Origin of the sequence: Corynebacterium sp. MSK004, from assembly GCF_030232515.1 — a bacterium.
GTDB lineage: Bacteria > Actinomycetota > Actinomycetes > Mycobacteriales > Mycobacteriaceae > Corynebacterium > Corynebacterium hesseae.
Map to the genome: position 1 here is coordinate 49,870 of NZ_JASPKB010000010.1, position 13,392 is coordinate 63,261.

General features: G+C 59.8%; 13 protein-coding genes. 5 read left to right on the top strand and 8 right to left on the bottom strand.

What is annotated here, in order from left to right; genetic code table 11:
* The first annotated feature begins 50 nt into the window (after positions 1–50).
* Together QP999_RS11670 and QP999_RS11675 are read left to right on the top strand one after the other, a co-directional pair.
* Positions 51–2,159, top strand: a complete 2,109-nt coding sequence (locus QP999_RS11670) for a bifunctional metallophosphatase/5'-nucleotidase (protein WP_284848365.1) — start codon at positions 51–53, stop codon at positions 2,157–2,159.
* Between the two features lie 68 nt (positions 2,160–2,227).
* On the top strand, positions 2,228–2,803 hold the full coding sequence (locus QP999_RS11675; RefSeq protein ID WP_413773176.1) for a DUF421 domain-containing protein: 576 nt from the start codon (positions 2,228–2,230) through the stop codon (positions 2,801–2,803).
* A 132-nt stretch (positions 2,804–2,935) separates the two neighbouring features.
* On the opposite strand, the gene QP999_RS11680 is transcribed toward QP999_RS11675, so the two are convergent.
* The 3 genes from QP999_RS11680 to QP999_RS11690 form a co-directional block, all read right to left on the bottom strand.
* Positions 2,936–3,190, bottom strand: a complete 255-nt coding sequence (locus QP999_RS11680; protein WP_284848366.1) for a hypothetical protein — start codon at positions 3,188–3,190, stop codon at positions 2,936–2,938.
* Between the two features lie 47 nt (positions 3,191–3,237).
* A complete protein-coding gene (locus tag QP999_RS11685; RefSeq protein ID WP_284848367.1) occupies positions 3,238–3,636 on the bottom strand; it encodes a hypothetical protein in 399 nt (132 codons plus the stop codon).
* 288 nt (positions 3,637–3,924) lie between these two features.
* Entirely contained in the window at positions 3,925–4,785 is an 861-nt protein-coding gene (locus QP999_RS11690) for a peptidylprolyl isomerase (protein ID WP_284848368.1), read from the bottom strand.
* A 106-nt stretch (positions 4,786–4,891) separates the two neighbouring features.
* Here QP999_RS11690 and tpx point away from each other — a divergent pair, with 106 nt between their 5' ends.
* From tpx to hisS, 3 genes are read left to right on the top strand one after another with little or no spacing between them, the layout of a single operon-like run.
* Positions 4,892–5,389 (top strand): thiol peroxidase, encoded by a 498-nt coding sequence (gene tpx / locus QP999_RS11695; protein ID WP_284848369.1) that lies wholly within the window; start codon positions 4,892–4,894, stop codon positions 5,387–5,389.
* Positions 5,389–6,033, top strand: coding sequence for an MBL fold metallo-hydrolase (locus tag QP999_RS11700; RefSeq protein ID WP_070596721.1), 645 nt, complete (start codon positions 5,389–5,391; stop codon positions 6,031–6,033). The genes tpx and QP999_RS11700 overlap by 1 nt, the downstream gene beginning before the upstream one ends.
* Before the next feature lie 5 nt (positions 6,034–6,038).
* Complete coding sequence (gene hisS / locus QP999_RS11705) at positions 6,039–7,316, top strand: histidine--tRNA ligase (RefSeq protein WP_284848370.1); 1,278 nt, start codon at positions 6,039–6,041, stop codon at positions 7,314–7,316.
* On the opposite strand, the gene QP999_RS11710 is transcribed toward hisS, so the two are convergent.
* The 5 genes from QP999_RS11710 to QP999_RS11730 form a co-directional block, all read right to left on the bottom strand.
* On the bottom strand, positions 7,313–8,722 hold the full coding sequence (locus QP999_RS11710; protein ID WP_070522155.1) for an L-serine ammonia-lyase: 1,410 nt from the start codon (positions 8,720–8,722) through the stop codon (positions 7,313–7,315). The genes hisS and QP999_RS11710 overlap by 4 nt on opposite strands.
* Positions 8,723–8,796: 74 nt before the next feature.
* A complete protein-coding gene (locus tag QP999_RS11715) occupies positions 8,797–9,474 on the bottom strand; it encodes an FMN reductase (RefSeq protein WP_070563024.1) in 678 nt (225 codons plus the stop codon).
* Positions 9,475–10,581, bottom strand: a complete 1,107-nt coding sequence (locus QP999_RS11720) for an LLM class flavin-dependent oxidoreductase (protein ID WP_284848371.1) — start codon at positions 10,579–10,581, stop codon at positions 9,475–9,477.
* Between the two features lie 45 nt (positions 10,582–10,626).
* Positions 10,627–11,349 carry a CBS domain-containing protein gene (locus QP999_RS11725; RefSeq protein WP_070686281.1) on the bottom strand — a complete coding sequence of 241 codons (723 nt, stop codon included), beginning with the start codon at positions 11,347–11,349 and terminating at the stop codon, positions 10,627–10,629.
* 128 nt (positions 11,350–11,477) lie between these two features.
* Positions 11,478–13,067 (bottom strand): inorganic phosphate transporter, encoded by a 1,590-nt coding sequence (locus QP999_RS11730; RefSeq protein ID WP_198531047.1) that lies wholly within the window; start codon positions 13,065–13,067, stop codon positions 11,478–11,480.
* Between the last annotated feature and the right edge of the window lie 325 nt (positions 13,068–13,392).

A 13,392-nucleotide genomic window follows, 5' to 3' on the forward strand; every position in this document is an offset into this window, starting at 1 on the left:
ATGCGTTATAAACACGTGGACAAGATTTCTCTCATACCCAGGAGATCCACGTGAACTTCCGTCGCTTTGGCCAGCTTCTGGCCGCCACCACCGTCACCGCCGTTGCCGTCTCCGGCGCGCCTGCCTTCGCCGCTGAGGCCGACCAGGTGACCATTTCCGTCACCAACTTCACCGACTTCCACGGCCACCTTGAGCTGGCCGAAAACTTTGACAAGGAATCCGAGGAACTGGTTGGTTACTCCGAGATGGGCGCTGCTCGCATGGCTGCGCTCATCAAGGCCGTCAACAAGGACCAGGAGTACGCCTTGACCTCCTCCGGTGATAACGTTGGTGGTTCCGCTTTCGTGTCTGCGATTTCTGAGGACAAGTACACCAACGAGGCCCTCAATGCTATGAATCTCGATGTCACGGCCGTGGGCAACCACGAGTTCGACAAGGGCACCGATGACCTGATGGGCCGTATCAAGGACCAGTCCAACTTCCCGATCCTGGGCGCCAACGTCACCAAAGATGGCAAGCCCCTGCTCGATGCTTCCTTCGTCAAGGAGGTAGACGGCGTGAAGGTGGGCTTCGTTGGTACCGTCACCGAGAACACCAAGTACAAGGTGTCCGCTGCGTCCATCCCGGGCGTCGAGTTCTCCGACCCGGTCGAGGCCACCAATAAGGAAGCCAGCCGACTGAAGGAAACCGGCGAGGCTGACGTCGTTGTGGCGCTCATGCACGAGGACGCTCAGCAGTACGCGGAGGGCTTCAGCAAGGATGTGGATATCCTCTTTGGCGGTGATACTCACGTTAAGACCCAGGGCGAGGTTGCTCGTGAGGGGGCAATGCCGCTGTACTGGGCACAGGGCTACGAGTACGGCAAGGTGCTTAACGACGTCGACATCACCTTCGACAAGGCCGAGAAGAAGATCACCAAGATTGATCTCAAGCAGTACGACGTGGCCGACGCAGAGGTCTTCGCCCAGCTGCAGGGCCTCGAAGACGACCCCGAGGTGGCTAAGGTCGTCGAGGAAGCAAAGAAGGTAGCGGAGATTGAGGGGGCCAAGACTGCTGGTACCACCGAGAAGGCCATGTACCGCGGTTCTGATGAGGGCAAGGACACCGGTTCCAACCGCGGCGTGGAGTCGACCCTCAACAACTTTATTGCCGATGGCCAGCGCTATGCTCTATCTAAGCAGACGGACAAGGACATCGAAATCGGTGTCATGAACGCGGGCGGTGTGCGCGCCGACCTCAAGCAAGGTGATGTTACCTACCAGGACATCTTTGCCGTCCAGCCTTTCGGTAACTCCGTGATTACCGCGGAGGTCAGCGGCGCTGCCTTCATCACCGCACTGGAGAACCAGTGGAAGCCTGGCCAGTCCCGCCCACGCCTGGCGCTGGGCCTGTCCAACAACGTCACCGTTGTCTACGACCAGAAGGCTGAGCAGGGCAAGCGCGTCAAGTCTGTCACCATTAACGGTGAACCGATTGACCCAGAGAAGAACTACAGCATTGCTCTGTCCTCCTTCCTCGCATCTAGCGAGACGGAAGCCGGCGGTGATGGCTTCTTTGAGCCCGGTTCCATCAAGAACCGCAATGACGTTGGCTACATGGACACCAATGCGATGATCGACTACATTGCTTCCGGCGAGTCCAAGGTCCGCACCGGCCAGGGGCAGATCGGTGCCCACGTGTCTGGTGATCTGAAGCCGGGCAAGGAAATCACCGTCGACCTGTCTTCCTTGAACTACTCCAACGCAGAAGAGCCACAGGCTAAGAAGGTCACCGTTGCACTGGGTGACGCTAAGGCCGAGGCAGACATTGACAACGCAGCACAGCCCGGTGACGAGCAGTTCGGCGAGCGCGGGCGTGCAACCGTCAAGCTCACCATCCCGGAGGGTCTGAAGGGCGAGCAGAAGCTGCTCATTACTACCGATGCTGGCACTGAAGCCGCCCTTCCGATTTCCCTCGACGGTGACGACGACGCGAAGGACCCGAAGGATACTGGTTCCGCCAAGGATGCAGCTTCCTCCATCGGCCTAGGTGTGGGTATCACCGCCGCTATCGCCGCCGCCATTGCCGCTGTGATTGGTGCCATCAACATGCCGGTTGCTGCGCTCCCAGCACCGGTGCAGCAGCTGATTGAGCAGCTGCGCAAGCAGTTCAACATCTAGTCTGTACTGATGCACAAGCCCGCACTATCGTGCGGGCTTTCCTCGTGCGGAAGGTATGGTGGAAAGCCGTGGATACACTGAGGCTGTTTGGACGCGAGGCAATGTACCAGCTAGGTATCGAGCCTCACCGAATCCCACTGGTGATGCTCGCGACGCTGGGTATTTATTTGGCCTTTATGGTCTTGGTCAAGCTCTTTGGCAGCCGCGTTCTGACGTCCATCACTGCCTCTGATGCTGTCATCATCATTATGTTTGGTGCGGTCTCGGGCCGCGTTATTGTGGGCAACCCACCGACGCTTGCCGCCGGCATCATTGGCCTGTTTACCCTCATGCTTTTGGAGGCCGCCTTCGGCACATTCCGCCAATTGGTGACGTGGTCACGGTTTATTGACCGCAAGCCGGTATTGCTGGTCTATAAGGGGCAGCTGCAGGAAGACAATATGAGTTTCGCCCACATCACTGAAAGAGACATTAACTCCGCCGTGCGTAAAGCTGGCCTCGGCCGGCGCAGCGATGTGCAACTGATGATCCTGGAGCCAACCGGCCAGATTTCCGTCATCCGACGAGGCCAGCTTGTTGATGCCTCCGTATTCAAGGACGTTCTCGGCGCCGAGCGCATCGAGGAAGTAGATGCACAGGACTAGGAACAGTCTTCTAGGTTGCAAGAGTAGCCGGGCTTAGAAGCCGCGTCGTGTTTGGGCGTTGAATCCGCTGTCCAGGAAAACGAAAAATCTCCCCCTGCGCGGATTGCGCAAGGGGAGAGCGGCGCTTGTGGCTTACTTGATACCAGCGAGCTTATCGCCGAGACGCATTGCGTCATCCATCGCATCGATGATGGAGGTGAAGACCTTGATCCACTCGCGGATCTCCTTCGGGCTGACGTTGCCCTCATCGTCAGAAGAGAGAGCGAAGAAAGCCTTGGATGAGCTGTCATCCTCAACCGGAGCTGCAGAAGCAACTGCGGTGCCGGAGAAAGCGATGGTTGCGGCTGTAGCAGCGGCAACGATGGACTTACGGGAGAAGAACTTCATGGTGGTGTGTCCTAAACTGAATCGAAGGTGAACGGAGAACGTCCGACTTACTTAGCGTTAGGCGCGAGGTTCTTGTTGTAGAAAGCGAATGCGGTGCCCAGAGCGCCGATGATGGCGGTGAAGACGGCGATCCAGTCGCGGATTTCCTTCGGGTCCATGTCGGAGATGGAGGAACCCTCGGAGTCATTGGAGGAGGAAGAAGAAGACTCCTCGTCCTTCTTGTCGTCCTTCTTGTCGTCCTTCTTGTCGTCCTTCTTGTTGTTGTCGTCGGTGTTGTCCTCGCCCTCAGACTTAGGAGCGTCGTTGGTGGTGCCGTCGTTGATGGCTTCGTTTACCGCGGTGGTGTCTTCGTTGGTGGTCTCAGCGGTAGCAACGGTCACGCCGGACAGGGAAACGGCAGCGGTGGTAGCAGCAGCAACAAGGGCCTTACGGGAGAAGAGCTTCATTCTCGTTCCTTATACATCTCGGGAATTTCAAAGACCTCACAGATGCTACTGAGCTATTGCGGGTTTTGCAAGGGATCTAGCGATCAGCTGATGAATCTGTGTGGCTGCTGTCCGTCGTATGTGAGCTGGGGTTTGCTGCACGGCAGTGTGTGGGCGTAGCGAATAGTTTGCCAAATGAACAGCTCAAGGCTAAGAAATTCTTAGTCCAGGTGGGGAGAGGCGGTTGGAATGGGAAAGGCCCCGCTCGCTGAATTCGAGCGGGGCCGGCCACCGTAAAGGGGGTAAAACTTAGCTCTCGACGGTTGCCTTGGTGATGCGAACTTCCTCAGCGGGAGCGCCGTCGGACTGCCCATCCTTGACGCCCTTGGCAGCGATGGCGTCGATGGTCTTCTGTCCCTTCTCCGTCAGGTCGCCAAAATAGGTGTAGGAGGGCGGAAGCTGCGAGTCCTTATAGTTAATGAAGAACTGGGAACCATTGGTGTCTTCGCCGGCATTAGCCATGGCGATGGAACCCTTCGGGTACAGAGCAGGCTGTGCCTTAGCGGCGTCGTCAGCCTCATCGGTGGGGTACTCATTGGCAAACTGGAAGCCCGGTCCACCAGAACCCTTGCCGGTCGGATCACCGCACTGCAGGACGGAGAGGGTGCCCTCCGTCATGCGGTGGCACACGGTGTCGTCGTAGTACTTCGCGGAAATCATGTCCGTGATTGCGTTGACGGTACACGGAGCAAGCGAGCGATCGAGAGTCATCTCAATATCGCCTTGCTTGGTGGCGAAATTGACGGTCACTTCACCCTTGGCAGGAATGTTCTTTCCTTGCGGAGTAGGGACATCGCGGGAAGCGTCGCCAGTCTCGTTGTACTCGCAGGTGACGGTCTCAGCGAGCGGCTTAGCACGCTTGCCGCTCAATGCTTCGGCGGTAGGGGCTTCAGTGGGCGTATCGGCGGCGGAGGTTTCCGAGGCCTGAATCTCTTCTTCCTCCGGCGAGCGCGTGGCCAAGAACCAGATACCGCCGACGAGGGCAACAATAACGACGGCGGCCATCAAAACGACGCCGAGCGGGCGGCTCTTCTGTTTACGGTCGCGGGATTTCAGCTCGCGATCGAGCTGGTTGAGCGCATCATCCAAGCGCTGGCTGTTAGTAGACACCTATGTTTCCTCCACAGTGGTGGTTTAAAAACTTTGACCCACCTATCCTAACCGCACGGTAGTTCACCGTGGCGCGTCGCCCCGCACGTCAGTACGCTTGGGTGCCATGGCTACTACGAATTTTCAGAATGAACCCGTCGAAACCAATGCTGAGCTGCCGAAGGTCGGTGACGCCCTGCCGGACTTCACCCTCGTCGGCACCGACTTGTCTGAGCTAACCAATGCGGACTTCGCTGGTAAGCGCCTGGTGGTGTCCTGCTTCCCGTCCGTGGATACCGGCGTGTGTGCAGCGCAGCTGCGCAAGTTCAATCAAGAGGCGGCTGGTCTGGAGAACACCGTTGTCCTGTCCGTCTCCCGTGACCTGCCTTTCGCACAGGAGCGTTTCTGCGCTGCTGAAGGTATCGACAACGTCGTTAGCGCTTCTGATTTCCGCTCCGATTTCGCCGACAAGCTGGGCCTTGTCCTGGAGGGCTCCCCGCTCAAGGGCCTGTTTGCCCGCGCGGTCATCGTCACCGACGAGAACCACACGGTGACCTACACCGAGCTGGTTCCCGAGGTTACGACTGAACCGGACTACGACGCAGCGTTGGCCGCCCTCAAGTAATGAACACACCCGATATCTACGGTTTCGCCGCAGGGCCTTATAAAACCAACACCTATGTTGTGGCTAACGGCTCGCGGGCGTTCATCGTGGACCCAGGGATGCACACACGCGAGCGTCTTGAGCAGCTCGCGCGTGAGAAGTCCCTGGAATTTGAGGCCGTCGTGCTCACCCACGGTCACATTGACCACACGCGTGATGCCGCTGAGTTTAACCTGCCGGTCTACATCCACCCGGATGACGCGTTCATGTTGGTGGATGGCTCCGGAGTATCTCCCGAATCGCAGATGCTTTTCGCCGCCGCTTCCATGAAGCAGGTGGCGGACCGGCGTGATCTGCTGGGTGGTGAGATGCTGAGCCTCGTCGGCCTGGAGTTTGAATTACTCCATGCGCCGGGGCATTCACCGGGTTGCGTCATGCTCGTGGCCGAGGATTTTGCGCTGACCGGTGACGTGTTATTCAAGGGCTCGATCGGCCGTACAGACCTTCCGCATTCCGATCCCGCGGCGATGCAGCGCTCATTGCGCGGTCCGGTGTGGGGCCTTGATGATTCCCTTGCCATCTTGCCGGGCCACGGCCCAACATCGACGATGCGCCGCGAACGCGCGACTAATCCGTTTCTCCGTGCGGCGGGGGATGTACTCTAAAGGGCGTGAGTGATAAGAAGCAGTTCAAAGCCCTGTCCGCGCCCAAGGGTGTGCCGGACTACGTTCCGCCGCAATCGGCCATCTTTGCCAAGGTTCGTGAGACCTTCGTGCATCAGGCACATCTGTCCGGCTTCCAACACATCGAACTCCCCGTCTTTGAGGACACGTCGCTGTTCGCCCGCGGCGTGGGGGAGTCCACGGACGTCGTGTCGAAGGAGATGTACACCTTCGCCGATCGCGGCGACCGCTCCGTGACTCTGCGCCCCGAAGGTACCGCGGGTGTTATGCGCGCAGTTATTGAGCACAACCTCGACCGCGGTCAGTTGCCGGTCAAGCTCAATTACTTTGGCCCCTTCTTCCGCTACGAACGCCCGCAGGCTGGCCGCTACCGCCAGCTGCAGCAGGTCGGCGTCGAGGCCATTGGTGTCGATGATCCGGCGCTGGACGCGGAAATCATCGCGCTAGCGGACCGCTCCTACCGCAGCCTGGGGCTTAGCCAGTTCCGTCTGGAGCTGACCAGCTTGGGTGACCACGACTGCCGCCCGGCCTACCGTGAGAAGCTGCAGGAATTCCTGTTCAAGCTGGACCTCGACGAGGAAACCAGGGCCCGCGCGGAGCTGAACCCGCTGCGCGTGCTCGATGACAAGCGCCCGGAGGTCCAGGAGCAGCTTGTCGACGCCCCCCTCATGCTCGATCACCTCAATGCCGAGTGCCGCGAGCACTTTGAGACGGTCACTGGCCTGCTCGATGACATGGGCGTGCCCTACACTATCAACCCGCGCATGGTCCGCGGTCTTGATTACTACACGAAGACCTGTTTCGAATTCGTCCACGATGGCCTCGGCGCGCAGTCCGGCATTGGCGGCGGCGGCCGCTACGACGGGCTCATGGCTCAGCTCGGCGGACAGGAATTGTCCGGTATCGGCTACGGCCTCGGAGTGGACCGCACGGTTTTGGCTCTGGAAGCCGAGGGCGTGGAGCTCGAGGGCGTCGAAGAACGCGTGGCCGTTTATGGCGTTGCTTTGGGCGCTGCGGCAAAAAAGAAGATGGTCAGCATCATTAATGACTTGCGCAAGGCAGGTATTTCCGCGGACATGTCCTTCGGCGACCGCGGCCTCAAGGGCGCGATGAAGGGCGCTGATCGCGCCAACGCCCGCTTCGCACTCGTCCTCGGTGACCAGGAGCTAGAGTCTGGCACCGTGGCGCTGAAGGATCTGCGCGCGCACGAGCAGCACGACGTCCCGGTGGGGGACGTCGTCAAGCAGCTCAGCGCAGTGGTTTAGCACTCCACCTGGGAGACGGTGAAGCCCATCGTCTTCGCCAGGCCGCCGAGCGAGGTCTCCTTGTACTTGGAGAGCATGTCGCGTCCGGTTTCGGCCATGGTGCGCACCGCGTTATCGAGGGTAACGTGGTGCGTTCCCTCACCCATGAGCGCAAGGCGCGCGGCGTTGATGGACTTGACGGCGCCGATGGCGTTGCGCTCGATACAGGGAATCTGCACGAGGCCGCCGACGGGGTCACAGGTCAGGCCGAGGTTGTGCTCAAGGGCAATCTCGGCGGCATTTTCAACCTGTTCCGGTGTTGCTCCGAGTAGTTCTGCCATGCCAGCAGCTGCCATGGAGGACGCTGAGCCAACCTCGCCCTGGCAGCCCACCTCGGCGCCGGAAATCGAGGCATTGGACTTGATGATGATGCCAATGGCACCTGCGGTCAGCAGGTAGCGGCGGGCATCGGAGCGGGTGAAATCAGCCTGGAAGTCACGCGCGTAGTGCAGCACCGCGGGGATGATGCCACACGCGCCGTTAGTGGGGGCGGTGATGACGCGGCCGCCGGCGGCATTCTGTTCGTTGACGGCAAGCGCGTAGAGGTTGACCCATTCCATCGCGGACAAGCCACAGGACTCGTCGTTTTGCTTGGCCAGAAGCTGCTGGTACATGCGTGGCGCGCGGCGGTTCACACGCAGGCCGCCGGGAAGGATTCCCTTGGAGGAAATGCCCTCGGTCACGCACTCGCGCATGATATCCCAGACCAAGTCGAGGTGCTGGTAGACGTAGTCGAGACCGCCTTCTTCGCGGTGCAACACGGCCTCGTTGGCGGCGACGATTTCCCAGATAGCTTTGTCATTGGCCGCACACAGGTGAAGCAGGTGTTCGCCGGACTGGAACTCATAAGGAACGGTGTCCTCAGCGGTGGCCGCGGCGACACCGGCTGGCACACCGGTGTCTGTTTGGAGCTGGGCATCGTATTCCTCGCGGGACAGGATAAAGCCGCCGCCGACGGAGAAATACTCCGATCTATCGGCAAGGACGTTCCCGTCCTTGCCCCAGGCCGTAAAGATGAGGCAGTTCGGGTGTTCCGGCACCGGTTCGTTGTTGAATTCGATGCTGTACTGCACTTCACCTGCGGGGCCAGAAATGGTGCCCTCGGTGGGGATAAAAGCATCGGCGCGTGGCTCTGCGTCGAGCGGTACGGACAGCGGATCCCATCCGGCGAGGCCCAGAATCACGGCGCGATCCGTGGCGTGGCCGCGGCCGGTAGCGGACAGGGAACCGCGCAGTACGGTGTGGACCTTGGCCGGGTGTTGATCAAGCGCCTCGAGGAAGGCCTTAGCCGCGCGCATGGGGCCGACTGTATGGGAGGAGGAGGGGCCGATTCCGATGGAGAAGATATCGGTCACGCTAATTGTCATGTGGGGGTGAAACCTCCTTGGGAGCGTTAGATAAGTGTCGCCTTACGATAGTACCGAGAGCCCTCCGCAACCGCTTAGCCCGGATGCCCGTCGTGGCGGGAAAGAAGCGCGCGGAATCCTGAATGGTCTGGATCGACGTCCTGCGATTGCTCCCCCTGGGGCGCTTCCTCCGCCTCACCGAGCCTCCCGGCAAGTCCAGAGACCCGGTCGAGCGGGCGCACCATGAGGTCCGCTAGCTCCTCGGCGGCGCGTTCTATGCGTTTGTCATTGCGCGCGCCTTCTGCAGTGCCAAAGTCTTCCGTGGCCTGAAAGATCCCGGTGGGAACCACTGTGGCATGCAGGTAGTTAAGCAGCGGGCGCAGAGCATAGTCGAGCACAAGCGCGTGCCGGCTTGAGCCGCCAGTGGCAGCGATGAGCGTGGGCAGTCCCTCTAGAGAATGCGGCTCCAAAGTGTCGAAGAACATCTTGAACAAACCCGAATAACTGCCCTGGAACACCGGGCTGACGGCGATGAGACCGTCCGCCTTGGTCACGGCAGTCTGCGCGGCATGTAGGCGGAGTGTGGGTGAAACCCAGTTGGTCATGGCTTCTGCCAACTCTCCGGCAAGCTCGCGCAGCTCGACGACGGTCACGTCGACGCCTTCACCTCGGGCACTAACGCGGGCGGTGGTGGCGGCGGAGAGGGCGTCGCCAAGCGCACGCGTCGAGGAGGGTGATGAGAGTCCAGCCGTAACGAGTACGAGAGAGCGCAACTACTTCTCCTCTTCAGGGTTGACCAGCGCGTGCGGGGCATAAGCGTCGAGCGTGGCATGGGTGGGCGGGTCAGAAGGTACATGATCTGGGCGGCGTTCCTCAAAGCGGCGGCGAAGCTCGGGCACCACCTGGGTACTAAGGATTTCGATTTGCTCGAGCACCACCTCCTGAGGCAGTCCAGCGTGGTCGATGAGGAAGAGCTGGCGCTGGTAATCACCCACCCAATCTGCGAACTGTAATGTGCGCTCCACTACCTGTTCTACGGTGCCTACGGTGAGCGGGGTCTGTGCCGTGAACTCCTCCAAGGAGGGGCCATGACCGTACACCAGGGCATTGTCGAAGTAGGGGCGGAAGAAGTCCTTTGCCTGCTGCTCCGTGGGCGCGATGAAGACATGCCCGCCGAGGCCCACGATGGCCTGGTCGGCGCGGCCGTGGCCATAGGACTCGTAGCGATTGCGGTAGAGGTTCACCATCTTCGCGGTGTGCTCCTTGTTCCAGAAGATGTTGTTGTGGAAGAAGCCATCGCCGTAAAAAGCTGCCTGTTCCGCAATCTGTGGGGAGCGAATGGAGCCGTGCCAGACAAAGGGTGGGATGCCATCGAGAGGCGCGGGCGTGGAAGTAAAACCCTGCAGCGGGGTGCGGAACTTTCCTTGCCAGGACACGACGGGTTCGCGCCAGAGGCGGCGCAGCAAGTGGTAGTTCTCCACTGCGAGGGGAATGCCCTCACGGATGTCCTTGCCAAACCACGGGTAAACCGGGCCGGTGTTGCCGCGGCCTAGTATGAGGTCGACGCGCCCATCTGCCAGGTGCTGGAGGAATGCGTAGTCCTCGGCGAGGCGAACAGGGTCGTTGGTAGTGATCAGCGTGGTGGCAGTGGAGAGTTGAAGGTTCTTAGTCTGTGCCGCAATGTATGCCAGGTGGGTGGTGGGTGCCGAGGGCACAAAGGGTGGGTTGTGGTGCTCGCCGGTGGCGAAGACGTCGAGGCCCACCTCTTCTGCTTTGAGGGCAATCTCCGTGATAGCGCGGATGCGCTCGGCCTCGGTGGGGGTGCGTCCGGTGGTCGGGTCCTGGGTGACATCGCCGATGCTAAAGACTCCAAATTGCATGACATCCTCCTTTCTATGTCATGTCAACAAGGTTAGGGAGGGGAGTTATTCCCATTCGACTGCAGCAACCAATGTCGCGAGGTCGGCAGGCGTAGCAATGGATACCGGGCGCTGGGAAGGTTTGCCGTGCTCGGTGAGGAGGACCGCGCCGGGGTGGGTGCCGTCTGCCGCAGGGTCGGTGAGGGCGTCGATGACCTCTTGCGCGCTGGCGGTGCGGGGCAGGAACTCTGCGCGGTCCTTGCGCTCTGCGAATTCCAGCACAGTGCTAATCGACGCCGCGTTAATCACACCGTCGTCACCGAGATCTGCCGCAACCCATCGGGCAATGACGTTGGTGGTGAGAAGCGCCTGGTAAGTCCCAGACTCATAGATTGGGATCTGGGAATAGCCGGTCGTGTCAATAAGCTTCAAGGCCTCCATGATCGGGGTGTCAGGGGCAAGGGTGGTCACGTTACGGCTAGCGAGCAGAGCCTGCGCTGTGGGTGGATCCGTGAGCAGGCGTTGCAGGTTTTCGAGCTGCTTGATGACGTGAGGGTGTGGGGTAGCGATGGGCTCACCGCTGAAGTAGCGGCCATGGGCGATGGCGTTGCGGAGGTTGCTAAAGTCCTTCAGCTGTTCTGCTTGGCGCTTGCTTAAAAGGTGTTTGTCGTGGGCGCGATCAACAATCCACCAGAAAGAATCAGAGTTCTTTGCCCCGATAGCTTGGCGGAGGAACTGCTCAATGTCATTAAAAGCGGAAAAGAATCTGGCCAGGGAGTTGTCGCTCATGCCGCCTAAGTGTACGGGTTCTCGGATATGTGCTTAAGGCTCAAGCGATAAGAAAAATCTCGCCGTGAGCAACCCCGGTGGTCGGGGAAACTCACGGCGAGAATGCGGTATGCGCGATGCGTTGACCTTTAGAAGACGACGCGCAGGATGGCCACCGTCGCCGCAGCGATGGCGGCGGCCGCCGGAAGGGTGATGACCCATGCCAAAGCGATGGGCTTCATCAACTTCCAGTTGGCGGCGTGGTTCACAATGCCGACACCAAGGACGGCACCGATGAGGATGTGGGTAGAGGACACCGGCAGGCCCAAGAGGGAAGCAGCCATGACGACGGCAGCAGCGGCCAGCTCGGCAGCGAAACCGGAGGAGGGGTGCATTTGAGTGAGGCCAGAACCCACGGTCTGGATGACGAAGCGGCCGATGAACCAAAGGCCGGAAACCAAGGCGATGCCCATGGCTACCATGACCGGCAGCGGCACGGAAACTTCATCGGAGATCTGGTTGGTCTGCAAGACATCGAAGACTGCAGCGAAGGGGCCGATGGCGTTGGCGATGTCATTGGAACCGTGCGAGAACGCAAAGGCGGAGGCGGTGAAGACCTGCATCCACGAGAAGAGGAGGAAGGTAGAGCGCTTCAGGGACTTTTTCTTCAGGGAGCGGGCAAAGATGAAGACGGCCATCCAGACTATGGCTCCAACCATGCCCATGACTAGGAAAGTTTCTAGGGCGGTGACATCGATGCCGGTGTGCTTCAGGCCCTTGAAGAGCAACATCGCGGAGATGATCACGGCACCCAGAGCTGCGAGCAGTGGAACCCAGTTCTCGAGCGCGCGGTGTGCATTGACATCCTCGAGATCCTTGTTGAGGTTGTGCAGATCGCGGTAGTAGTCGGACTCGAGAGCCTCTGGGTCGTAGTCCTCTTCGGCGGTAAGGGCGGCGTCGCGAGCCATCGCATTTGTATAGGAGATCTGCTGCAGCTCGTTCATGCGCTCGAAGCGGGTTTTGTGTTCCTTGCGCAGCTCGGCGCGGCGAAGTTTGATGTCACGCAGGCGTTCGTCCGCGGCGTCGTTGTACACCAAGATGGAAGACTTGATCCACTTGAAAAGGAGGTATGCGGCAATACCGCCGAGAACCGGAGAAAGCACCCAGGAGAAAGCGATTGTGCCGATTCCGCCCCATTGCACCATGTCCATGCCGCCCTTGCCGGTGATGAAGCCGACGGTCAGAGCGGCGCCGACGATGCCGCCGACGATGGAGTGGGTGGTAGAAACCGGCCAGCCCATGCGGGTGGCTACCAAAAGCCAGATGGCAGCGCCGAGGAGTGACGCCATCATGATGTAGACAAATTCCATCGGGTCGAGGCCATCGATGGCATCGAGGTCCACGATTCCGGAGCGGACCGTATCAGTCACCTCGCCGCCGGCGAGGATGGCTCCGGATACCTCAAAGACCGCCGCGACAGCGAGGGCCTGCTTCATGGAGAGGGTTCCCGCGCCCACGGAGGTACCGAAGGAGTTGGCGACGTCATTGCCGCCAATGTTGAAGGCCATAAAGACAGCGAAGATAATTGCTGTAACAAGGACTACCTTGTTGGTTCCCTCAGCAACTTCTCCGTTGCCCCAAATGATGAAAAAGATCAGGGTGACAGCCGTGATGGCGCCGAAGAACAGGTGCCAAATCCAGTCCTTGTTCTTGCCATTCATCGACTCAAGATCAGGCATCGTCGGCGTGGCGGTGCTCAAAACGTCGTTCCTTTCATGAAGAGAACGCTGCGTGATGAGACAGCGTGAGCAGGCCGCGGGCGGGGCGCATTCGGCGTTGGCGCGGGCAGCACCATACCTACCGCGGTGCAGGTGATAATGACATCACGCGCAGTTCTTTTATGCTTTTAAAGACAGAGCGGAACCCACCACGAACCGGCGGGAACTTGACTACCTTAAAGCATTAAGGTGTACGGCAGGTAAACACCTGGTGTATGTGAATCTAATTTGGGCTAATGTGGCACATTTGGGGGTGGTGCGACCTTGGGGTGGGCGCTTCTTAAGA

Excerpts from the sequence above, each read along its gene's own strand:
- QP999_RS11680 (WP_284848366.1), bottom strand. The coding sequence starts at position 3,190 with ATGAAGTTCTTCTCCCGTAAGTCCATCGTTGCCGCTGCTACAGCCGCA.
- QP999_RS11720 (WP_284848371.1), bottom strand. The coding sequence starts at position 10,581 with ATGCAATTTGGAGTCTTTAGCATCGGCGATGTCACCCAGGACCCGACC.
- QP999_RS11710 (WP_070522155.1), bottom strand. The coding sequence starts at position 8,722 with ATGACAATTAGCGTGACCGATATCTTCTCCATCGGAATCGGCCCCTCC.
- tpx (WP_284848369.1), top strand. The coding sequence starts at position 4,892 with ATGGCTACTACGAATTTTCAGAATGAACCCGTCGAAACCAATGCTGAG.
- QP999_RS11725 (WP_070686281.1), bottom strand. The coding sequence starts at position 11,349 with ATGAGCGACAACTCCCTGGCCAGATTCTTTTCCGCTTTTAATGACATT.
- QP999_RS11700 (WP_070596721.1), top strand. The coding sequence starts at position 5,389 with ATGAACACACCCGATATCTACGGTTTCGCCGCAGGGCCTTATAAAACC.
- QP999_RS11730 (WP_198531047.1), bottom strand. The coding sequence starts at position 13,067 with ATGCCTGATCTTGAGTCGATGAATGGCAAGAACAAGGACTGGATTTGG.
- QP999_RS11685 (WP_284848367.1), bottom strand. The coding sequence starts at position 3,636 with ATGAAGCTCTTCTCCCGTAAGGCCCTTGTTGCTGCTGCTACCACCGCT.